This window comes from Chryseomicrobium imtechense (genome assembly GCF_041475995.1).
Taxonomy (GTDB): Bacteria; Bacillota; Bacilli; order Bacillales_A; family Planococcaceae; genus Chryseomicrobium; species Chryseomicrobium aureum.
On the sequence record NZ_JBGOBM010000004.1, the window covers coordinates 99,910 to 120,999 of the forward strand.

The 21,090-nt window shown below is 42.6% G+C and carries 20 protein-coding genes; 13 read left to right on the forward strand and 7 right to left on the reverse strand.

Annotation, left to right across the window (positions count from 1 at the left end; all coding sequences use genetic code 11):
- The first annotated feature begins 63 nt into the window (after positions 1 to 63).
- Both AB5N96_RS05295 and brnQ read left to right on the forward strand, forming a co-directional pair.
- Complete coding sequence (locus AB5N96_RS05295) at positions 64 to 852, forward strand: alpha/beta fold hydrolase (RefSeq protein WP_204590098.1); 789 nt, start codon at positions 64 to 66, stop codon at positions 850 to 852.
- A 185-nt stretch (positions 853 to 1,037) separates the two neighbouring features.
- A complete protein-coding gene (gene brnQ, locus AB5N96_RS05300; RefSeq protein WP_204590097.1) occupies positions 1,038 to 2,384 on the forward strand; it encodes a branched-chain amino acid transport system II carrier protein in 1,347 nt (448 codons plus the stop codon).
- A 76-nt stretch (positions 2,385 to 2,460) separates the two neighbouring features.
- Here the strand turns inward: brnQ and AB5N96_RS05305 are convergent, their stop codons facing one another.
- Positions 2,461 to 3,105 carry a GntR family transcriptional regulator gene (locus AB5N96_RS05305; RefSeq protein ID WP_204590096.1) on the reverse strand — a complete coding sequence of 215 codons (645 nt, stop codon included), beginning with the start codon at positions 3,103 to 3,105 and terminating at the stop codon, positions 2,461 to 2,463.
- Between the two features lie 90 nt (positions 3,106 to 3,195).
- Between AB5N96_RS05305 and AB5N96_RS05310 the strand changes: the two genes are divergently transcribed.
- The 3 genes from AB5N96_RS05310 (at position 3,196) to AB5N96_RS05320 (ending at position 4,985) form a co-directional block, all read left to right on the forward strand.
- Entirely contained in the window at positions 3,196 to 3,915 is a 720-nt protein-coding gene (locus AB5N96_RS05310) for an SDR family oxidoreductase (RefSeq protein ID WP_499704879.1), read from the forward strand.
- A 65-nt stretch (positions 3,916 to 3,980) separates the two neighbouring features.
- The gene (locus AB5N96_RS05315) at positions 3,981 to 4,433 is read left to right on the forward strand and encodes a TraR/DksA C4-type zinc finger protein (protein WP_392455752.1); all 453 of its coding nucleotides are present in this window, start codon (positions 3,981 to 3,983) and stop codon (positions 4,431 to 4,433) included.
- Positions 4,434 to 4,610: 177 nt separating this feature from the next.
- Entirely contained in the window at positions 4,611 to 4,985 is a 375-nt protein-coding gene (locus AB5N96_RS05320; RefSeq protein ID WP_204590092.1) for a DUF3221 domain-containing protein, read from the forward strand.
- A 26-nt stretch (positions 4,986 to 5,011) separates the two neighbouring features.
- Here AB5N96_RS05320 and AB5N96_RS05325 read toward each other — a convergent pair whose 3' ends face one another.
- The 3 genes from AB5N96_RS05325 to AB5N96_RS05335 all read right to left on the reverse strand — a co-directional run bounded on the left by AB5N96_RS05325 (position 5,012) and on the right by AB5N96_RS05335 (position 7,881).
- Positions 5,012 to 5,317, reverse strand: coding sequence for a rhodanese-like domain-containing protein (locus tag AB5N96_RS05325; protein ID WP_204590091.1), 306 nt, complete (start codon positions 5,315 to 5,317; stop codon positions 5,012 to 5,014).
- A gap of 34 nt (positions 5,318 to 5,351) precedes the next feature.
- Entirely contained in the window at positions 5,352 to 5,612 is a 261-nt protein-coding gene (locus tag AB5N96_RS05330; protein ID WP_204590090.1) for a metal-sensitive transcriptional regulator, read from the reverse strand.
- A 136-nt stretch (positions 5,613 to 5,748) separates the two neighbouring features.
- Positions 5,749 to 7,881, reverse strand: a complete 2,133-nt coding sequence (locus tag AB5N96_RS05335; protein WP_499704880.1) for an MMPL family transporter — start codon at positions 7,879 to 7,881, stop codon at positions 5,749 to 5,751.
- A gap of 140 nt (positions 7,882 to 8,021) precedes the next feature.
- On the opposite strand from AB5N96_RS05335, the gene fumC reads away from it, so the two are divergent.
- Positions 8,022 to 9,398 (forward strand): class II fumarate hydratase, encoded by a 1,377-nt coding sequence (gene fumC / locus AB5N96_RS05340; RefSeq protein ID WP_499704881.1) that lies wholly within the window; start codon positions 8,022 to 8,024, stop codon positions 9,396 to 9,398.
- Positions 9,399 to 10,254: 856 nt separating this feature from the next.
- On the opposite strand, the gene AB5N96_RS05345 is transcribed toward fumC, so the two are convergent.
- A complete protein-coding gene (locus AB5N96_RS05345) occupies positions 10,255 to 10,527 on the reverse strand; it encodes a hypothetical protein (protein ID WP_204592014.1) in 273 nt (90 codons plus the stop codon).
- On the reverse strand, positions 10,524 to 11,699 hold the full coding sequence (locus tag AB5N96_RS05350) for a class I SAM-dependent methyltransferase (protein WP_499704882.1): 1,176 nt from the start codon (positions 11,697 to 11,699) through the stop codon (positions 10,524 to 10,526). The genes AB5N96_RS05345 and AB5N96_RS05350 overlap by 4 nt, the downstream gene beginning before the upstream one ends.
- Before the next feature lie 121 nt (positions 11,700 to 11,820).
- Here AB5N96_RS05350 and AB5N96_RS05355 point away from each other — a divergent pair, with 121 nt between their 5' ends.
- The 3 genes from AB5N96_RS05355 to hflX are packed head-to-tail and all read left to right on the forward strand — an operon-like array spanning position 11,821 to position 15,476.
- Positions 11,821 to 13,416 carry an AMP-binding protein gene (locus AB5N96_RS05355; protein ID WP_499704883.1) on the forward strand — a complete coding sequence of 532 codons (1,596 nt, stop codon included), beginning with the start codon at positions 11,821 to 11,823 and terminating at the stop codon, positions 13,414 to 13,416.
- Positions 13,417 to 13,461: 45 nt separating this feature from the next.
- A complete protein-coding gene (locus AB5N96_RS05360; protein ID WP_499704884.1) occupies positions 13,462 to 14,199 on the forward strand; it encodes a VOC family protein in 738 nt (245 codons plus the stop codon).
- Positions 14,200 to 14,210: 11 nt separating this feature from the next.
- Entirely contained in the window at positions 14,211 to 15,476 is a 1,266-nt protein-coding gene (gene hflX / locus AB5N96_RS05365) for a GTPase HflX (protein WP_204592021.1), read from the forward strand.
- 51 nt (positions 15,477 to 15,527) lie between these two features.
- Here hflX and AB5N96_RS05370 read toward each other — a convergent pair whose 3' ends face one another.
- Positions 15,528 to 17,267 (reverse strand): ABC transporter ATP-binding protein, encoded by a 1,740-nt coding sequence (locus AB5N96_RS05370; protein ID WP_204590590.1) that lies wholly within the window; start codon positions 17,265 to 17,267, stop codon positions 15,528 to 15,530.
- Between the two features lie 185 nt (positions 17,268 to 17,452).
- On the opposite strand from AB5N96_RS05370, the gene AB5N96_RS05375 reads away from it, so the two are divergent.
- The 4 genes from AB5N96_RS05375 to AB5N96_RS05390 are packed head-to-tail and all read left to right on the forward strand — an operon-like array spanning position 17,453 to position 21,090.
- The gene (locus tag AB5N96_RS05375; protein WP_392455761.1) at positions 17,453 to 18,406 is read left to right on the forward strand and encodes an ABC transporter permease; all 954 of its coding nucleotides are present in this window, start codon (positions 17,453 to 17,455) and stop codon (positions 18,404 to 18,406) included.
- Positions 18,399 to 19,349 (forward strand): iron chelate uptake ABC transporter family permease subunit, encoded by a 951-nt coding sequence (locus AB5N96_RS05380; RefSeq protein WP_499704885.1) that lies wholly within the window; start codon positions 18,399 to 18,401, stop codon positions 19,347 to 19,349. The genes AB5N96_RS05375 and AB5N96_RS05380 overlap by 8 nt, the downstream gene beginning before the upstream one ends.
- A complete protein-coding gene (locus tag AB5N96_RS05385; RefSeq protein ID WP_499704886.1) occupies positions 19,346 to 20,110 on the forward strand; it encodes an iron ABC transporter ATP-binding protein in 765 nt (254 codons plus the stop codon). Before AB5N96_RS05380 ends, AB5N96_RS05385 begins: the two co-directional genes overlap by 4 nt.
- A gap of 14 nt (positions 20,111 to 20,124) precedes the next feature.
- Complete coding sequence (locus AB5N96_RS05390) at positions 20,125 to 21,090, forward strand: siderophore ABC transporter substrate-binding protein (protein ID WP_499704887.1); 966 nt, start codon at positions 20,125 to 20,127, stop codon at positions 21,088 to 21,090.

The window sequence follows — 21,090 nt, forward strand, 5'->3', positions numbered from 1 at the left end:
GTGAACTGTCCCGTATAGGGAATACAAAAAATAGAAAACGAAAATCTAGGAGGCGATTCATACATGTTTCAACGTGACACGGGTATTGCGTATAAAGAAGTAGGGACAGGTGAAGCTGTCGTGTTCATTCATGGTTTTTGTGGCAGTCGGTCGTATTGGAGTGCTCTGGAGGCCCCATTAAAAAATCATATGAAAGCCTATTATTTAGACTTACCGGGGCACGGGGAATCGAAAACTGTACAGTATTCTTCCCTTGAAGACTATGTGGAACTATTAAAAATGTGGAAAGAGAGTATTGGTATTAAGAAAATGACACTTGTCGGTCATTCGCTGGGAGGCTATTTAACATTAGCCTATGCAGAGAAATACCCTTATGATCTCGACAGTTATGTATTGATCCATTCCACTGCATTCCCAGATTCAGATGAAGCGAAAGAAGGACGAGACAGAGGATTACAGATAATTGAAAAAGAGGGGTTAGAGTCGTTTATTGACGGTCTCATCCCCAAACTATTTGATGAGGGGTTTGCTACACGTCACCCTGAAATTTTAGAAGAGACCAAAAAAATCGGATATGCTACGGATGAGAAGCAAGTAAGACGTTTTCTAAAAGCAATGAGAGATCGTAAAGATCGTAGGCAAGTTATCAATGAAGTGGATATTCCCCACTTACTTGTAGCGGGTGAAACGGATGAAGTTGTTCCGTCCTATAAAACATTTATTGGAGAATCCAAAAAGGCTACAGAGAGCTTGATTCGAGGAGCAGCACACATGAGCATGTATGAACGACCAGACGAACTAGCTGAAACGTTCATTCACTGGTATCAAGCAACCCGACAAGTGACAACTTAACGATAAAATCCCACTTGTAAAAGGAACTGGAAGTATTCTGGTTCCTTTTAAGTATGCAAAAAATTGCAAGGCTATGGTGAAAAGTATGAAAAGACTGAAAATGGTTGCTTTTTCGCAAATTGTCTAGTATTATCGAAACTTGAGCGAATATGAGATATATCAATAGAAAGTTGAGGGTAATTTTGATGAACGAACGTTTATCCTTCTCAAATCAATTAGTCATTGGCGTTATGTTATTTGCACTTTTTTTTGGTGCAGGGAACTTAATTTTCCCAGCTAGCCTTGGTCAAAATGCAGGAACGGCATTATTTTTTGCAGTTCTTGGTTTCTTAATTACAGGAATTGGTTTACCATTTTTAGGAATACTTGCAATGGGCTTTTCAAATAGTCGAAGCTTACAAGACCTGGCAGGTAAGGTTCATCCGATTTATGGAATTGTATTCACTGTTGCCCTTTACTTAACAATCGGACCATTCTTTGCTTTACCACGTACGGGAGCCGTAGCATATGAAATTGGTGTATTACCGTTTGTAACTGAATCGTTTGCTTCTACTGGATTACTAGTATTTACAATCGTGTTCTTTGGAATCACCTTACTCTTATCTTTAAATCCTACGAAAATCGTTGATCGCGTCGGGAAATACCTAGCACCTATCATTATTGTAGGGCTATTTGTATTAATTGCCGCGGCTTTGTTCAATCCAATTGGAACATTCACAGGGCCAAATGGTAGCTATGAAACAAATGCTTTCATGACAGGTTTTACTGAAGGGTATAATACAATGGATGCTTTAGCATCACTTGTTTTTGGTATTATCGTCATTCAAGCTATTCGTCGATTAGGTGTTACTTCGACGAAAGGTGTACTGAAAGTGACAGCAAAGTCAGGCGGAATTGCAGTTTTATTCCTAGGTCTTATTTATGCAGGAGTTGCCTACTTAGGGGCAACGACAACTGAACAGTTTGGTTTATTTGATAATGGGGGGCCGGTATTAAGTACGGCAGCTGATTATTATTTCGGAGCAGTTGGGTTAGCGGTCTTAGCGGTAGTGATCATCGCAGCTTGTTTAACGACAGCGATTGGTTTGACAACAGCTACAGCTGAATACTTCAATACATTGTTTCCAAAAATCAGTTACAAAGTATTTGTAGTGATCTTTATTATCATGACAACCGTATTTGCGAACTTTGGCTTGTCATCAATCATCACGTATTCAATTCCAGTATTATTATTGCTTTACCCATTAGCCATCACATTGATCTTGTTAACTTTTGCAGCGCCTCTATTCGGTCACCAACGCTGGGTGTTTGTATCAGTTACGGCATTCACGTTCTTGATTAGCATTATCGATGGCCTGAAAGGCTTCTTTGGAGAAGCAGCACCTTCATGGTTAGCATCAATCGTGAACGTGTATGATTCAATCTTGCCATTCTATGGAATCGGACTCGGTTGGCTCGTACCATTTATCATTTTAGTGGTAGCAGGGATTGTCACTGCGCCTAAATCTTCTCGAGTACGAACAGCAGCATAATTACAATAAAAAACAGTAGGTCCTCTGATTGAATTCTCAGAGAACCTACTGTTTTTTTGTCATGTCGTCTTACACTTTATAATTCTTCGAGTGTATAAAGCCAGTTGTCTGTCATAAGTGAGGCAAGTTCCTCAGTTTGTTTTGCTTTATACAAAGCAATCAATTTCGCATGTGTCTCAATGGAAGACTCACGTAAAATGATTTTCTCTGAGTAGAAAAGACGACGTACATGCGCTTGTAACATCTCAACGATTTGCGAAATATACGGATTGTTCGCCGTATCAATAATTAGTTGATGGAACTGTTCGTCGATTCGTAGAGCCTCTGTAAAGTTTTTAGCTTTCAAAGCATTTGCAAATTGTTGATTCGTCGCTTCAAGCTCTGCGATAATCTCATCTGTCATATGAGGTGCAGCTAATTCTGTCGCTAATGCTTGAAGAGAGGCAAGAGGTGGTAATAAATGATTAATGTCATCTTTTTGGACCGGTGTCACTTGTGTGGCACGACCTGGCTGCATCGTGACAAACCCTTGTGACTCTAAAAGCTGAAGTGATTCACGAATGGGTGTACGACTAACACCCAATGCTTGAGCTAGTTCAATATCATTTAATTTTTCTTCCGGTTGTAAAGTACCATCAATGATCCAGTTTAGCAATTGATGATAGGCATGCAATTTCGCCGTTTTACGTACGGGCTTACTCATATCTGATGGAATGGGCATGTCAGTACAATCCTTCCTTTATGGTTACAATGTAGTTCTATTATACAATATATTTGTTCGCAATGCGTAAGAATTGAGAGGAGTGTTCAGATGAAGACAGTAGTAGTGACAGGCGCAGGAAATGGGATTGGAAAAGGGATTGCCCAGCTTCTAGATGCCGAGGGGTACAAAACGATCTTACTCGACCACGATGAAAAGGCACTTCAAACACTGACAGCAGAGCTTGAAACTAGCACAGCCTACACTTTAGATTTACAAGATTCAAAAGCAGTGACGGCAACATTCGCAACTATTTTCAAAGAACATGGAACACCTTATGGTCTCATCAACAATGCAGGGATTAGTAAATTCAAAGATTTCTTCGATGTCACCTTAGATGAATGGCATGAAGTACTAAATACCAATTTGACCTCCACGTTCTTATGCAGTCAACTTGTAGCTAAAGAAATGAAAGAGTCAGGTGGAGTCATTATCAACATGGCGTCTACTCGAGCATTTATGTCTGAACCAGATACAGAAGCTTATGCCGCATCGAAAGGTGGTATTGTAGCACTGACACATGCACTCGCACGCACATTAGGTCCTTATCATATTCGAGTGAATAGCATCTCGCCGGGGTGGATTGCAACAGCTGATTATGAAGAGTTGCGGGAAGTCGATCATGCACAACATTTGGCGGGGCGCGTCGGAAAACCTTCAGATATCGCACGGATGTGCTTGTTTTTACTAGATGAGCGCAATGATTTCATTACTGCGGAAAATTTCACAATCGATGGTGGTATGACACGAAAAATGATTTATGAGCACTAAGTTGTTTTAGGCGATTGCTGTTCGGGTATTCTTTCTAATAACTGATGAGTGAGAGGAAGAGGACTATGAAGTATGAAAAGTTAAAAAAACAATTGCTCGAACGCAAACATGAGCTTGAAGAGCATGAGAAAACTCAAGAAGACCTAGAATCTACAGAGCTTTCAAATTACGATAATCACCCTGCAGACAATGCGACGGATTTAACAGACCAACATACTCAGCAAGCACTTGATCGTCATGAGGAAGAAGAGTTGGAGTCCATTGATGTAGCTTTACAGGCAATGGATGAAGGGACGTACGGGACATGTGCAGTCTGCGGCAAAGAAATACCTATCGAGCGCTTAGAAATCGTACCTACTGCTTTGACATGTGTTGATCACGCGGATCAATCGCCAGAAGATCATCGCCCGATCGAAGAGAAGATTTTAGATGCTGCTGCGGAACGTGAAGATATGGACAATAGCTTTGAAGACGTAGAAGATTTCGGAAGCTCAGATTCACCAGCTGATAAAGCGTAATTATTGGGGCCAGCGATGGATGCTGGTCCTTTTCATATGGGTGTCTCTTCCCCTATACTAGAAAGAAGAGAGGGTGAGAGTATGCCAAGTTGGTTTATAGCATTGGTCATTGCCGTAGTCATCTCGTTTGTTATCATTACAGAGTGGATCACACGGAAAGACTAAGGAGCGAACGGGATGAATGGAAAAAAAGTAGCTGTTGGAATCGTGGTTGGCGTCGTTGTTGTCATTGGACTGATCATGTTTGCGGTTTTTGCCTTTTTTGCAAACAATCCAACACAACAAATAACAGAAGGACCAAATGAATTTACAGGGCAAGTCATTGCTTTAGAAGATGAGCGCGTGTTGGTCGTGTCGGGAACGGATGAAGAACTAGAGGGGCTGACAGGAGAGGCGGTAGTTGATTCTGGTCTACCTGCCATTTGGTTTACCGTGACAATTGATCAGCGAGATATGATTCGAGTAGGCGACACTGTTCGCGTTACACATAATCAAGTAGCGGAGTCCTATCCGGGCCAAAGTACAGCGGTTACAATCGAAAAACAAGAGTAAAAAAGACCCCGCGGCGGGGTCTTTTTTTAGTTACCGTGTTCTGTTTCGCCGTCCCACTCTAACATACCGCCAGTCATGTTCGACACATTGTACCCTTGCTGATCTAAGAACATCGTTGCTTGACCACTACGGCCGCCTGAACGACATACCATGATGTATTCTTTGTTTTTATCAAGTTCATTCATACGGAATTCTAAAACACCTAGTGGAATATGTGTAATTCCTTTAATGTGTCCTGCAGCAACTTCATCTGCTTCACGAACATCGATTAAATTTAATTGTTTACCTTCTTTTAATTGTTGTTCAACTTCTTGTGGTGTGATTGTTTTCATCAGTTGACGCTCCTTTTAATATGTTTTTTTGCAGTTACCGACTTCGAACGAGAAGTTCGACTGCTTCTTTGACATAGGCATCTGACGGTTCCCCGTCCTCTTCTGCTTTTCGGACACAAGCTACAAGGTTCTCACTGACAATAACGCCAATGGTTCGGTCAATAGCCGATCGAGAGGCAGATAACTGGGTGATAATATCTTTACAATCCTGTTCTTCTTCCATCATACGAAGTATGCCCCGTAGTTGTCCTTCAATGCGTTTGATACGGTTTTTGGTCTTTGCATCATAGTTCATGGTTCTACCCTCCCGAGACTCTTCATTGCAGAAAAGTATAGCACAAAAAATTGAAGATGCCTTCTACAGACTATCTTATACCCATAGGGGTATATAGTCAAGCGAAAAAATTCGCCCATTTCTGAGCGAATTTTGATTAGTGAAGACCGCCAGCTTTGTACGGACCTTTGCGGAATGGCAACCACCAATTCCACTTTCCAAACAGTTTCATCAAGCTCGGTACTAACAGCAGTCGGATAATGGTCGCGTCAATAGCAATAGCGATGGCAATTCCAACTCCGATCTGTTTGACCGGCATGACATCTGTGAAGGCAAATGCACCTGTGATGACAATCATGATGAGTGCTGCGGACGTAATGATTTTACTCGTAGATACGAGTCCCGTAATCGTCGACGCTGTGTTGTTTTGCGTTTTGACGTATTCTTCCTGGATACGTGAAATCAAGAACACTTCATAGTCCATACTTAATCCGAACACAAGACTAAATACAATGACCGGAATAATCAGTGCAATCTCGGTTTCCGGCAAGCCAAAATGACCAAACTGGAAGATATACACGAGAATACCGAATGTAGCGGCCAGCCCAATGATGTTCATGATGATCGCTTTCAACGGAATTAAAATCGAACGGAAAGCAATCATTAAAATAATGAACGTTGACCCTAAAATAATCGCAAGCAGTAAGCCGATCTTACTTGAAATTTCATCAAAGATTTCTTGATTGAACTTTGGTTGTCCTCCAATAGATACAGAGTAATCAAACTCGCGCTCTCCAAAGTCACGTACCCATTGCTGCGCCTCGCTAGAAGACCCTTCGTAATCTAGTGTGACTGGAACAAATAATAAATCGTCTTGAATGAAGCCTTCAAATGCTGGCTCAAGTGCAGCGGCTGCTTCTGGAACTTGCAGTTGTTGCTCCAATACTTCTGGTGATGGGATGTCGGTCGCTGTGAATATCGTAGCGACATCCGTTACTGCTTCATCTTCTTGAAGAGACTCTTGCAAGTCAAAGATGTCTTGACGCGCCTCTTCAGAATCCCAGCCATCTGACCGTTCGGCTAGTAGGTAAACTGTAGACTCTTCACTAAACCCAAAGCGTTCATCGAGTAAATCATACGATTGACGAGACTCATACTGCTCAGGTAACGAGTCAACTTGTGGAATAGAGAGGTTCATGTCTTTCACAGGAACAATCGCAATACCGAGCAACACGAATGCAACTACAATGAGTGCAACCGGGCGACGCATGACAAACGCCGCAAACTGTTGCCAACGATTGCTGCCACCAGGGCGTACACGTAAAATCGTCCATTTATTAATGCGGTCTCCAATGAGCATCAATAAAGCTGGTAATAATGTTAAAGAAGAAAGAACAGCCAGTGTAACAACAAGTGTCCCACCAAGTGCAATATTCATAAAGATATCGACGCGCATCACAAGCATCGCACCTAGACCGATGAAAACACAGATTGCAGAGAATATGATCGAACGTCCTGACGTGCGAACGGCAGTCTGAACAGAATCGATAATCGACGAATGCAGGCGCTCTTCTTTATATCGATTAATAAAGAGGAGAGCAAAGTCGATACTAAGCGCTAATCCAAGCATCGGTATGATGTTGAGGATAAAGATTGATAAGTCTAACGAGTTCCCAATAACACCTAATACACCAAGTGAAATCACGACTGTCATCACACCGATGATCAGTGGAACAAACGAGGCCATGACGCTACCAAATGCCAGTAATAAAACAACAATTGCAATCGGTAATCCAATCGCTTCTGCACTTGCCAAGTCACGTTGACTCGCTGTATTGATATCTTTATTGATGACAGGTCCACCTGTAAGCGTGACCGACTCTTCTTGGTTCGCAATGTCTTTTAAGTCATCGACGATTGCAGGAAGGTCTTCTACATCTTCATCAAAATGAATCTGCGCGTAAGAAAGGTCACCATCGCGAAGAGATTCATCCTCTAGGGGAGAGACGATAGTGTCCGCTACTCCTAAGTCGTCTACTTGACGTAACGCGTCTTCGATGACGTCATCTGAGGACCCTTCAAATACCATGAGGATCGTTTCGTTTGGAATATCAAATTCCGCTGTCAATGTCTCCATGACGTCCTCGTGTTCGCCGTCTGTCCGGAAGCCGTCCCCTTGTAATGTACTTGGCAGTTGAATCGCAAAGTACACAGAGGCGACCAATAGAATAACCCAAAATGCAATAATGGATTTATAAAAGCGCGTCACAAACGTCGCTAATGTTTTCACGAAAGTTCCTCCTTGAGTTTCAATGTGTCTTTTACAGTTTACTCCAACCGGTAGCATCATTCGACTTTTAAGTCACTTTAATTGTTTGACAATTTGTTGAACGGTATGATGGAAACGATAAATACTTAGGAGGGTTTTGGATGGCATATCGTATTGAAAAAGATTCAATGGGTGAAATTCAAGTTCCACAAGACAAATTGTGGGGAGCCCAAACACAACGCAGTAAGCAAAATTTTAAAATCGGTACAGACTTAATGCCACTTGAAGTCGTTTATGCACAAGCAGCTGTCAAATCTGCTGCGGCAGAAGTGAGTTTTTCACTTGGCAACCTCTCAAAAGAAAAACGAGATGCGATTGTCCAGGCAGCTGAAGAAATTCGATCAGGGCAGTGGGATGATCATTTTCCACTCGTCGTTTTCCAAACAGGTAGTGGCACGCAAACGAATATGAATGTAAACGAAGTGATTGCGAATCGTGGAAATCAGTTGTTAGAGGAAGCAGGAGTAGAAGAACGCTTGCATCCGAACGATGACGTCAACAAGTCACAAAGCTCAAACGATACCTTCCCAACGGCACTTCACGTTGCAGGCGTTCTTGCCGTCGAGCAACAACTTCTGCCGGCCATCGATGCACTTCATAAGACGCTAGAAGAAAAATCAAACGCGTATATGGACATTGTGAAGATCGGGCGTACACACTTGCAAGATGCGACACCATTGTCACTCGGTCAAGAGTTCAGTGGCTGGGTGCGGATGCTTGAGAAGTCGAAGCATATGATAGAAGCGGTTCTTCCGTTTATGCGTGAGTTGGCAATCGGTGGAACAGCAGTAGGAACCGGAATCAATGCGCCAAAAGAATTCGGAGAACGCGTTGCTGAAGAAATCACGAAGCTTGTAGGCAGTGAGTTTACATCTGCGTCAAATAAGTTCCATTCGTTAACATCGTATGATGATGTTGTGGCGGTTCATGGTGCAATCAAAGGTCTGGCAGCAGACGCAATGAAAATTGCAAACGATGTGCGCTTATTAGCGAGTGGTCCCCGTTCAGGGATCGGGGAGTTGACAATTCCAGCAAACGAACCGGGAAGTTCGATCATGCCTGGGAAAGTGAACCCGACGCAAAGTGAAGCATTGACAATGGTTGTAGCCCAGGTGATGGGGAATGATTCGACGATTTCATTCGCAGCGAGCCAAGGAAATTATCAATTGAATGTCTTTAAACCGGTCATCATCTTCAATTTCTTGCAGTCCGTGCGCTTGTTATCAGACGCTCTCCACAGTTTCAATGACAACTGTGCAGTGGGAATTGAACCGAATCGAGACGTGATCACTCGTCATGTTGAAAATTCATTGATGCTAGTAACGGCATTGAATCCGTATATTGGCTATGAGAATGCGGCGAAGATTGCAAAGCATGCACATGAAAACGGCACGACGTTAAAAGAAGCAGCCCTTCATCTGGAATTGTTAACAGAAGAGCAGTTTGATGACTATGTACAGCCACAAAAAATGATTTAACTAGAAACAGCTCTTCTCTAAATTTAGTTTAGGGAGGGCTGTTTTATAGTTAGGGAGAGCTGAGTTCTGTGGCTGCTGTTCGAGTATTGGTTTCCATAATATGACTTCGGTAGAATAAATCATCATTAGTGTAGAAGAAAAGTCAGTTTCGGTAGAATAAATAACACATTCATCCGATGAACGGGCGCTCAGGATGGGTGCCTGTCATCGAATTTATTGAAACTAAAAGTTGAGTGGAGTGTAGGGGGAAACTCCGATGGCCCGGGAAATGACGACCTGGCCTCCGGGATTTATTGCCACTGAAAAGTTATCCCTTTTAATTAGAACTCGCCAGCAGTCCTAAGCAATGTTTTATAGGGGATGGGTGCCTGTCATAAATATATTGATACTAAAGTTGAGTGGAGTGTAGGGGAAAACTCCGATGGCCCGGGAAATGACGACCTGGCCTCCGGGATTTATTGCCACTGAAAAGTTGTCCCTTTTAATTAGAACTCGCCAGCAGTCCTAAGCAATGTTTTATAGATGGCTGATTCGAGCCTTGCGTTAGCACAGCTCGCCTGTAACTACGTTATTTATAAGTGATGTGGTGCATTCGAATGATTTGTAGAGGCGAAGCCGAAACTGTCATGGAATTATTGGAACTCCTTCCGGCAAAGAAGTACTTCAACTAGTTAGATTCAGCTGCAGACGATTGCGCAAGGTCAAACTAAGAAGAATCGCACTGGGGCCGCTCATATCGAGCGGCCCCAGTCCTTTTCGTTCTTAAATTGATTTTAAAAGCAATCATCGAAAGATGAATCTGGCTTTTTAAAGTACACTCGGCTCCACAAGAAGTGGCGTTCTACACATCTAAAACTTACATAGAACTCCGCACCGAGTAATAGACGATAACAAACGTAAAAATAATCAACACGTTCCAAACCGTATAAGCAGTCTTCGAAATCGGACGATCAAGCGCTGGCCATTTGTTCACAATCACAACAAACGTCGCCGTCAACCCAATCGCCAACCCAATTGTCACAATCACAGACAAATCAAAATAAGCACTCAAGAGTAAAGATAAAAACACAGCAGGAATTAAAATCGCCCCATTGATTAATTTGCGGAGCGTGTATTGGTTCTCTCTCACGTTAGAACTCCCTTCAACTGATCATCCAGTTCGCGCACTAAATACGGCTTTGCCTGTAAAAATTCTAGAAATGCTTTCGTTTCCACAATCATCTCAGGCTTTGGTGTAGCCCCTGTATAATAAGCGCGTAGTAAAATGTTTTTTGGTGTATTTTCTAAATTCACAAACTCGACCAGCTGCGTATCATAACCGACTAAATCAAGCACTTGCGCACGAATTGAATCCGTAGCGAGGGAGGCAAATCGTTCTTTAATTAATCCGTGACGCGTCATCACAGATAGAGCAGGCGATTCGAGTTGTGTAAACAGTTCATGTTGGCAACAAGGCACGCTTAAAATGACGCGAGCTCCCCACTTTACAGCGCGACCCAGTGCTAAGTCTGTTGCTACATCGCACGCATGTAGTGTAACGACCATATCGACTTGTTGGGCATCATTGTAATCGGCAATATCTCCAACTTTGAAGTGGAGTCCGTCATAGTTCAGTTCACGTGCAAGTTTTTCACAATGAGCAATCACATCTTTCTTCAAATCGAGGCCTGTAATCTCTACTTCATAGCCTTTCATTTCTCGTAAATAATGATACAAGGCAAACGTCAAATACGATTTCCCCGAACCAAAATCAAGTATTTTGAGTGGTCGGTCCGTTGGTAAGTACGCAAGCGAGTCTTCAACGAACTCGACGAACCGGTTGATTTGCTTGAACTTATCATGCTTTTGATTTTTGATTTTCCCATCTTTTGCTTGCACACCAAGATGTACCAGAAACGGATGAATCGTATCGGGATCTAATACATAGTTTTTCTTCCGGTTATGTGAAAGTACAGTAGGGGCCTGTTCGTCATTTTCCGTGCGCTTGATGCTTACCTTTTTCTTTTTGGAGAGCTGGATGTGAACTGTCTCGCCAGCCCATACGAGTTGAAGTTGGCGGTATTGCTCTAAGCAAGCAGCAACAGCTTCTTCCACTTCCTCTAAAGGATAGTTTTTATGACGCAATGTCTGCTCAAAATGCGATTCGAACTGGATATGATACACGCCTTTGATTTCCACAGGTTTTAGTTTGATTTTGCCAGCAGTTTCAGTTTTTAAACGTGGCTGACTGATGACACCACTTCGTAATTGTTGTCCGCGCATTCGTGTGACGATTTCGTCTACTAACTCTTGAAATTCCACTGCGAACACCTCCGTTCATGCATTTTCTACAATTCATCATAGCACACTCCAAACTCAACAGGAATTCCGTCAGAATTTTGTGATAATATGGAAGAGACAACACGACAAAGGGGTGATTGTTTTGTTAAATGAATTGACGATTGGGGAAGTTTTACGAAAAACGGCTTTAGAATTTCCAGAACAGGAAGCGTATGTCTATCCTGAACATGGAATCCGTAAGACTTATAAAGAGTTTGATGAAGAGACGGACCGATTAGCACGCGCGTTTATGGCGCTTGGCATTCAAAAAGGGGAACATGTGGCTATTTGGGCGGATAACAAGCGCGAATGGTTGCTCACACAGTTTGCAACAGCGAAGATGGGGGCAGTGTTAGTCACCGTGAACACGAGTTATCAAAAGCAAGAGCTTGAGTATTTGCTGAAGCAATCCGATAGCACTACGTTACTGTTGGCAGATGAATTCAAAGGGACATCGTATATCGATATCCTTCACAAGGTAGCGCGTGAGCAAGTTCCACATCTTTCCCGCATCATCACGTTTTCAGATGAACAACGTCAGGGGATGATGACATGGTCAGAACTAGAAGGACTTGCGGATCAAGTGACAAAAGAGCAACTCGATGAACGATTTAGTTCTTTATCAAATGAAGACGTCATCAATATGCAGTATACTTCTGGAACTACAGGCTTTCCAAAAGGAGTCATGCTCACTCATCGCAATATTGTGAACAATGCTCAACTGGTAGGGGACTACATTCACCTAACTGAGAAAGATCGTCTTTGTATTCCGGTCCCGTTCTTCCATTGCTTTGGTTGCGTGATGGGGACGTTATCAAGCGTGATTCATGGCACAACCATGGTCATTTTGGAACAATTCCATCCGAAAAAAGTCCTGCAAGCAGTCCAAGACGAAAAATGTACAGGTCTTTATGGGGTTCCAACAATGTTTATTGCAGAATTGAACGAGCCAGAGTTTGCTTCGTTTGACTTATCTTCCCTTCGTACAGGTATCATGGCAGGTTCAATCTGCCCGATGGAAGTCATGAAAAAAGTGATCCACGATATGGGAGCCAGCGAAATTACGATTGCATATGGTCAAACGGAATCTTCACCTGTTATTACACAGACAAAGACGGACGATGCGATTGAAAAACGTGTAAGTTCTGTTGGTCGCGCGCATCCTGGTGTAGAAGTGAAAATCATTGACCCTGTGACAGGGGAAGAATCACCGGCAGGAGTTCCAGGAGAACTTTGTACGCGCGGGTATCTCGTCATGAAGGGCTACTACAAAAATGAGGAAGCCACAAAACGTGCTATCGACCATCACGGATGGCTACATACCGGGGATATCGCGGTGATGGATGAAGACGGCTATATCGATATTACAGGTCGTATTAAAGATATGGTCATTCGTGGTGGAGAAAACATCTATCCAAAAGAAATTGAAGAGTTTTTCTATCAACATCCTAGTATTCAAGATGTACAAGTTGTCGGAATTCCCGATGCGAAGTATGGGGAAGAACTGATGGCTTGGATTATTTTAAAAGAGGGTCATTCGGTCACTGAAGATGAAATTCGGGAATTTGCGAAAGGAGCTATTGCCCATCACAAAATCCCGCGCTATATCGAGTTTACAGAAGGGTATCCGATGACTGCTTCTGGTAAAATACAAAAATACATGCTGCGTGAACTCGGCCAACAAAAGGTGACAAAGTAAGTCGTTATTTCCCGGGAAATAGACAGCGTTAGACAGGAGACTACTATGCAACTAGATCATATCGTTCATTTTGTATCAGGAACACCCGAAGAACTTGTTGAAACATCGAATTATGCAGGGATTTATGGCGTTTTAGGTGGTGTTCATACACAATGGGGCACTGCGAATACATTGGCATTTTTAGCGTCAAGCTACATTGAATGGTTGAGTTTAGTCGACCATTCTGTTGCGAAAGAAGCAGACCATCCATTAACGAAGCTTTTCCTGTATGACAGAGAGAGTGGACCAGGGCTTGGTACTATCTGCTTACGTCCCGATTCCATTGAAGAGGTTCACAGGCGCTTTGCTGACATGGGCGTTGCAACAACTGACGTACTCGATGCCTCTCGAACAACTCCAGACGGGACCGTACTACGCTGGAAGATGCTTTTTGTGAAAGAAGAGCCATCAAACGAATTACCCTTGCCGTTTTTCATTGAATGGGAACAGTCGCAACAAGATAAATACGCGGATTTGGAAGCGCTCAAACAGTTGCCACCGAATGTTGAGGAGTTAAAAGTGAAACGACTTGTTATGGGGACACCCCACCCGATTGAAACTGCAAAAAAATGGGCACACTTACTTGGGGTGCAGAGTGATGAAAACAAATTGCACTTGGAGAACACAACAATCGAATTCATTGAGACTAAGGGTCCTCACCGTCTCGTCGAAGTTGACATTACCGGCACAGGCAAGGACAATACGATAGAGATAGAGGGCGGTCAGTATACGCTCTTGCCATAGGAGGGTCTAGTATGGAACAACAACAAGAACGTGCCATTTTGGTCGGAGTCGAACGTCAAAAAGACCTTCACTTTGAGTATGAAATGGAAGAACTCGAAAATTTAGCTTCAGCAATAGATATTGAAAAAGCTGGAGAAGTCACTCAAAATCTTGAGCGCATCAACGCAGGAACCTATGTGGGAACAGGTAAAGTAGAAGAAATCAAGATGCTATTTGAAGCAACAGACGCGGACCTGGTCATTTTCAATGATGAATTATCACCTTCTCAAATTCGCAACTTAGAAGCAGCGCTTGAGTGTGAAGTGATGGACCGAACAATGTTGATCCTGGCAATATTCTCGCGTCGTGCAAAAACACGTGAAGCAAAACTCCAAGTGGAACTGGCGCAACTTCAGTACATGTTGCCGCGCTTGGTCGGATTACGCGCATCACTCTCTCGACAAGGTGGAGGCACAGGTGGGGGCTTTAAAAACCGTGGAGCCGGTGAAACGAAACTTGAGCTGGATCGCCGAAAAATCGAACAGCAAATTTCTCGTATTAAACGTGAACTCGAAACAGTGAAAAGTCAACGTGACACGCAACGCAAGCGACGTCAAAAAGAAGGCCTACCGGTTGTTTCGCTAGTTGGGTATACAAATGCAGGGAAATCAACGATTATGAATCAAATCATGCAACAGGCGGGGAAAGATGAAAAGCAAGTGTTTGAACAAGACATGTTGTTTGCGACACTCGAAACTTCCGTTCGTCAAGTGAAGCTAGAAGACCAAAAGCAATTCTTGCTAACAGATACTGTTGGATTTGTCAGTAAGTTGCCGACGCATTTAGTCAAAGCATTCCGTTCAACATTAGAAGAAGCAAGAGAAGCAGATTTGTTGCTGCATGTGGTAGATGTTTCAAACTCGGAGTATCGCTATATGATGGATATTACGAATGAAACACTTGATAAGATTGGCGTAGAAGCTGTCCCAACACTTTACGTATTTAATAAAAGTGACCGTGCTGAAAGAGAGTATCCGGTCTACAAAGATGACCAGCTCTGGATTGCTGCAAAAGAAGGAGCGGGCATTTCTGAACTGATTGAGCAAATTAAGTCGCGCGTGTTCCAAGATTACACGACAATGACGTTATTGATTCCGTTTGATCAAGGTGAAATTGTCGATTACTTGAATACACACAGCAATGTGCTCGACACGGAATACGATGAACACGGCACATTAATGACCGTAGAATTGTCTGCAAAAGATGCAGCACGCCTTGAAAGTTTTATGCAAGCCTAACAAAAAGCTGACTCGCCAACGCAGGCAAGTCAGCTTTTTCTGTTAAATTATCTATTCTTTCGTAATCCCTAACTTACTTTCACGGAACTGACTATTATGAAGCGTCGCAAATACGCCACCTTGGGCAACTAACTCATCATACGTGCCTTGCTCCTCGATGCCATTCTCAGTTACGACGACAACGCGATCAGCGTCACGAATTGTTGCGAGACGGTGTGCAATAATGAGCGTCGTCCGGTTTTCTGCAAGCTCTGTTAAAGCAGCTTGGATAATCTGCTCTGTGGCTGTATCAAGTGCAGAAGTCGCTTCATCCAAGATCAAAATTGGTGGGTTTTTCAAGAACATCCGCGCAATCGCAAGACGTTGTTTTTGTCCACCTGATAACTTCAATCCTCGCTCACCAATCTGTGTTTCATAACCATCTGGTAAACCTGCAACAAACTCTTCCAAATGGGCTTTTTTCGCCGCTTCCATAACCTCTTCATCACTTGCAGCTAAATTTCCATAGGCAATGTTTTCACGGATTGTTCCAGTAAACAAGAATACATCTTGTTGCACAATGCCAATCTGATGGCGAAGCGATTCGGTCGTCATATCTTGAATTGGAATTCCGTCAATTGAGATTTCTCCTTCGTTCACATCATAAAAACGTGGAATCAGGGAACAAATCGTCGTTTTTCCAGCTCCTGATGGGCCTACAAAAGCAACGGTTTGTCCAGCAGGAATCGATAAGTTGATGGACTCTAAAACTTTTTTATGAGAATCATAGCCGAACGATACATCGTTGAACTGGATATCCCCTTTTAACAGAGGAGCGGGTTTTGCGTGCGGCAGGTTTTGAACTTCTGGATCTTGATCAATCAATTCAGTGAAACGTTTAAATCCAGCCATCCCTTTTGGATACAGTTCAAGAAGCGCTGTGATTTTATCTACAGGCTTAATTAAAACGTTGACAAACAATACAAAACTGACGAATTCCCCGTACGTTATCTGGTCCGATAGTGTGAACCAAGCACCTACAACTAATACAACCAAAGTAACCAAGCGTGTCATCATGAAGATACTTGAGTGCGTTTGGGCCATAACTTTGTAAGCACGAAGTTTTGCTAGTCGGAACTGGTTGTTGTCTTGCTGAAAACGGTCCATCTCGAATTGTTCATTTGTAAACGATTGGACAACACGAACACCAGAGACGCTGTCTTCAACGCGCGCATTCACGTCTGCGATTTTTCCGTACATGCGCTTCCATGCTTTGTTCATCTGAATATTTCCGTATGTAGCAACAATCGATAAGAAGGGAACCATGACGATTGCAATGACAGCAAGTTCTGGATTGATGTTGAACATCAAGAAGAACGCACCTATCAATGTCATGACCGCAATAAAAATGTCTTCTGGGCCGTGGTGAGCAAGCTCCCCGATATCAAACAGGTCATTTGTGATGCGACTCATGATATGGCCCGTCTTTGTGTTATCAAAGAAACGAAACGATTGTTTTTGCACATGATTGAACAACTCACGGCGCATATCAGTTTCGATGTTGATCCCTAATTTATGGCCTAAATAGTTTACGATATATTGCAAAAATGTACTCAGCATATAGACGAGTAGTAACAGAATTCCAGTCTGGACAATTACGTCCCAATTGCCACTTGGAAGCAGGTCATCGATAAAATACTGCACCGCTACAGGAAAAGCGAGTTCAAGGATTGCCACGATAATTGCACTGGAAAAATCGATGATAAATAGACGGCGATGGGGCCGGTAATAACTGAAAAATTTACGTAGCATGGGAGTCTCCTTTCAAGGTCTACTATTTAGTATAGCGAAACAACTTGAAATGTCGATAAAAAATTAAATGAGAATGATTTTCATTTTTATCTTGACTTCTTGATTTACTTTAATGCTATACTAGTGACGTATAATTGATAATGATTATCAAAAGGTGCAAATGAGAATGAAGATGGAGAAGTCGCATGTTGAAATTACGTTACATGGTACTCCTGACCTTTGGATTAGCGATTCTTTCGCTGTTCATTGGCGTGAGTAGAGTCACCCCAGTCGATTTACTGGATATTCAATCCGAAGAGACACAAATCTTCTTGATCAGTCGAGTTCCGCGACTCGTTGCCATTTTACTAGCAGGTGCTGGGATGAGTATTGCGGGATTGATTATGCAGCAGTTGAGTCGCAATAAATTTGTATCACCAACTACAGCAGGGACACTCGATGCTACGCGCCTAGGAATTCTTGTATCGATGCTGTTGTTTGCGAACGCTTCAATGGTTGAGAAAATGCTGGTCGCATTTCTATTTGCGCTAGCAGGTACATTTTTATTTATGCAAATCCTCGACCGAATCAAGTTCAAAGACGCGATTTTCATTCCACTCATCGGGATGATGTTCGGCAATATCCTATCGTCTGTCACGACTTTTTTTGCCTATCGGGCAGATGTCATTCAAAATATGTCGGCATGGCTTCAGGGAGATTTCTCTCTCATGATGAAAGGGAGATATGAACTTTTATACATAAGCATTCCTGTCCTCATCCTCGCGTATTTGTATGCCAATAAGTTCACGGTTGCCGGGATGGGGGAGGACTTCTCCAAAAACTTAGGCTTGTCTTATAAACGAGTAGTGAACCTAGGACTTGTCCTTGTTGCACTGATTACAGCAACTGTGGTTTTAACGGTCGGGATGATTCCGTTCTTAGGACTTATTATTCCGAATATCGTCTCCCTGTTTAACGGAGATCATTTGCGGAAGACTTTACCTCTTACAGCTTTACTAGGTGCGAGTTTTCTGTTGTTCGCAGATATTTTAGGACGCGTCATCATTTATCCCTATGAGATTTCGATCAGTTTAATGGTCGGTGTACTAGGAAGCGGTATCTTCCTCTATCTGCTATGGAGGGGGAGAAAACATGCGTAATCAAACGAAACTACTGGTTATGGCTACTTTGAGTGTTCTGTTTATAGGACTCTATCTACTCTACGATTTAAACGGAAGCTTTGATTATGCGCTTCCAAGGCGTGCAATCAAAGTGCTAGCAATGCTTATTACAGGTGCATCAATTGCTTACGCAACAGTCGTTTTCCAGACCATCACCCACAACAAGATTTTGACACCAAGTATTATGGGTTTGGACTCGCTTTATCAGTTGCTACAGACCGTATTAATTTTCATGCTTGGTAGCACCCATATTGCACTCGTCAACAAACAAGTAAACTTTTTCTTGTCGACAGCTGTAATGATTGTTTTCGCGTTACTGCTCTATCAAGTTTTATTCAAAAAAGGCAATCAACCGATTTACTTTTTACTTTTAGTCGGAATCGTGATCGGTACATTTTTCTCGAGCATCTCTACATTTATGCAAGTGCTCATCGACCCCAATGAATTTTTACGTATCCAAGACCGTATGTTTGCGAGTTTTAACAATGTAGGAACTGATCTCGTCTGGGTCGCACTGATTCTAACAGGCATCCTAATTCTTTGGAGTGCACGTTCCCACAATTACCTCGATGTCGTGAGTTTAGGGCGAGATACGGCAGTCAACCTTGGTGTACCGTACGATAAAATCGTTCGCAAGATGTTAATCGTGTCCGCCGTGTTGATCGCTATTTCAACAGCCCTTGTTGGTCCAATCACATTTTTTGGCCTGATTGTAGCAAATCTCTCGTATCAGTTTATGAAGTCGTATAAACATAACGTAATCATAACGTCTGCTATTTTGATGAGCTTTGTCGCACTAATAGGCGGTCAGTTTATAGTGGAAAGAGTATTTGGCTTCTCTACAACGCTAAGTGTCATCATCAACTTTATTGGTGGTATTTACTTTATTTATTTACTTCTAAAGGAGAGTCGATCGAAATGATCCAAGTAAAAGGCCTGACGAAATTTTACGGCAAAAAACATGTGGTCAAAGAAGTATCGACCACCATTCAAAAAGGAAAAATCACGTCCTTCATTGGGCCAAATGGGGCGGGAAAATCCACTCTACTTTCGATGGTGAGTAAATTGATTGACGCCGATTCTGGGGAAGTGGTTGTTGATGCAACGTCAGCGCGAAAAATGAAATCCAATGACTTTGCGAAGAAAGTTTCAATCTTGAAGCAATCCAATTATATGAATGTGAGATTGACGGTCCGTGAACTAGTTGGATTCGGCCGATTTCCTTACTCGAAAGGTCGATTGACGCAAGCGGATGAACAATTTGTTGATCAGGCAATTTCCTACATGGGATTAAAAGACTTGCAGCAAGACTATTTAGACGAACTTTCAGGTGGGCAACGGCAACGTGCATTCATCGCCATGGTCATCGCACAAGATACAGAATATGTCTTACTTGATGAGCCATTGAACAACTTAGATATGAAACATTCGGTTCAAATAATGAAAATACTACGTCAATTGGTAGATGATTTAGGCAAGACGGTCGTAATCGTATTGCATGATATTAACTTCGCCTCTGTCTACTCATATTACATCGTTGCAATGAAAGAAGGAGCAGTGGTTCGAGAAGGCAAAACCGAGGACATTATCGAATCTGCCGCGTTAAAAGAGATTTATGATATGGACATTCCGATTCAGCAAATGAACAACTGCCGGATCTGTGTGTATTTCAATTCAAACTAAAGGAGAGAACAATCATGAAAAAATGGATACTAGCATTACTTGCAGTACTTTTACTTAGTGTTTTAGCAGCTTGTGGAGAAACGGAAGATGGAGCAAACGAAGCAGAGGCAACAGAAACGTCTGCCACAACTGAAGAAACAGGAAACTTCCCCATGACAATTACACATGAATTAGGTGAAACGATTTTAGAGAAACAACCTGAGAATGTTGTTGTATTTGACTTTGGTGTTTTAGATGCACTAGATACACTTGGAGTGAAAGTTGCAGGAGTTCCGCAAGCAGCCATTCCTCCTTATTTAGAACAGTACGCTGGCGATGAGTATACGAATGTGGGGTCATTAAAAGAGCCAGACTTTGAAACGATTCATGCTATGCAACCGGATCTAATCATTATTTCAGGGCGTCAAGCAGAGTTGTATCCGGAATTCACGGAAATTGCTCCAACTGTATATATGGGATTAGATGCGACGGAATACATGACTTCATTTGAAACGAACATGACTCTATTAGGTGAGATGTTCGGAAAAGAGCAAGAGATGGCAGCAGAACTAGAAGCGGTAAAAGCGGAAATTGATACAATTGTGTCTGAAGTAGAAGCGTTGGAAGGAAAAGCTTTGTTTGTCTTAATCAATGAAGGAAAAGTGAGCGCATATGGACCTGGGTCGCGTTTTGGAATCGTCCATGACGTCTTTGGGTACGAGGCGGCAGATGAAAATTTAGAAGTTTCCACACATGGCCAAGGGGTGTCGTATGAGTATATCGCAGAAACAAACCCAGACATCTTATTTGTTTTAGATCGTAGCCAAGCAATCGCTTCAGGAGATGCAGGCAATGCTGACTTTGAAAATGAGCTTGTACAGAAAACGAATGCGTATCAAAATGGCAACATCATCTATGTAGACCCATCGGCTTGGTATTTGGCAGGCGGCGGCTTAGAGTCTATGCGTACGATGATTGCTGACATGAAGAAGGGGATGTAA

Bases quoted from the DNA above. Each gene is read 5' to 3' on its own strand.
- AB5N96_RS05380 (WP_499704885.1), top strand. From the start codon at position 18,399: ATGCGTAATCAAACGAAACTACTGGTTATGGCTACTTTGAGTGTTCTG.
- AB5N96_RS05385 (WP_499704886.1), top strand. From the start codon at position 19,346: ATGATCCAAGTAAAAGGCCTGACGAAATTTTACGGCAAAAAACATGTG.
- AB5N96_RS05330 (WP_204590090.1), bottom strand. From the start codon at position 5,612: ATGAACTATGATGCAAAGACCAAAAACCGTATCAAACGCATTGAAGGA.
- brnQ (WP_204590097.1), top strand. From the start codon at position 1,038: ATGAACGAACGTTTATCCTTCTCAAATCAATTAGTCATTGGCGTTATG.
- AB5N96_RS05325 (WP_204590091.1), bottom strand. From the start codon at position 5,317: ATGAAAACAATCACACCACAAGAAGTTGAACAACAATTAAAAGAAGGT.
- AB5N96_RS05315 (WP_392455752.1), top strand. From the start codon at position 3,981: ATGAAGTATGAAAAGTTAAAAAAACAATTGCTCGAACGCAAACATGAG.
- AB5N96_RS05320 (WP_204590092.1), top strand. From the start codon at position 4,611: ATGAATGGAAAAAAAGTAGCTGTTGGAATCGTGGTTGGCGTCGTTGTT.
- AB5N96_RS05370 (WP_204590590.1), bottom strand. From the start codon at position 17,267: ATGCTACGTAAATTTTTCAGTTATTACCGGCCCCATCGCCGTCTATTT.
- AB5N96_RS05375 (WP_392455761.1), top strand. From the start codon at position 17,453: ATGTTGAAATTACGTTACATGGTACTCCTGACCTTTGGATTAGCGATT.
- AB5N96_RS05310 (WP_499704879.1), top strand. From the start codon at position 3,196: ATGAAGACAGTAGTAGTGACAGGCGCAGGAAATGGGATTGGAAAAGGG.
- AB5N96_RS05360 (WP_499704884.1), top strand. From the start codon at position 13,462: ATGCAACTAGATCATATCGTTCATTTTGTATCAGGAACACCCGAAGAA.
- AB5N96_RS05390 (WP_499704887.1), top strand. From the start codon at position 20,125: ATGAAAAAATGGATACTAGCATTACTTGCAGTACTTTTACTTAGTGTT.
- fumC (WP_499704881.1), top strand. From the start codon at position 8,022: ATGGCATATCGTATTGAAAAAGATTCAATGGGTGAAATTCAAGTTCCA.
- hflX (WP_204592021.1), top strand. From the start codon at position 14,211: ATGGAACAACAACAAGAACGTGCCATTTTGGTCGGAGTCGAACGTCAA.
- AB5N96_RS05295 (WP_204590098.1), top strand. From the start codon at position 64: ATGTTTCAACGTGACACGGGTATTGCGTATAAAGAAGTAGGGACAGGT.
- AB5N96_RS05305 (WP_204590096.1), bottom strand. From the start codon at position 3,105: ATGCCCATTCCATCAGATATGAGTAAGCCCGTACGTAAAACGGCGAAA.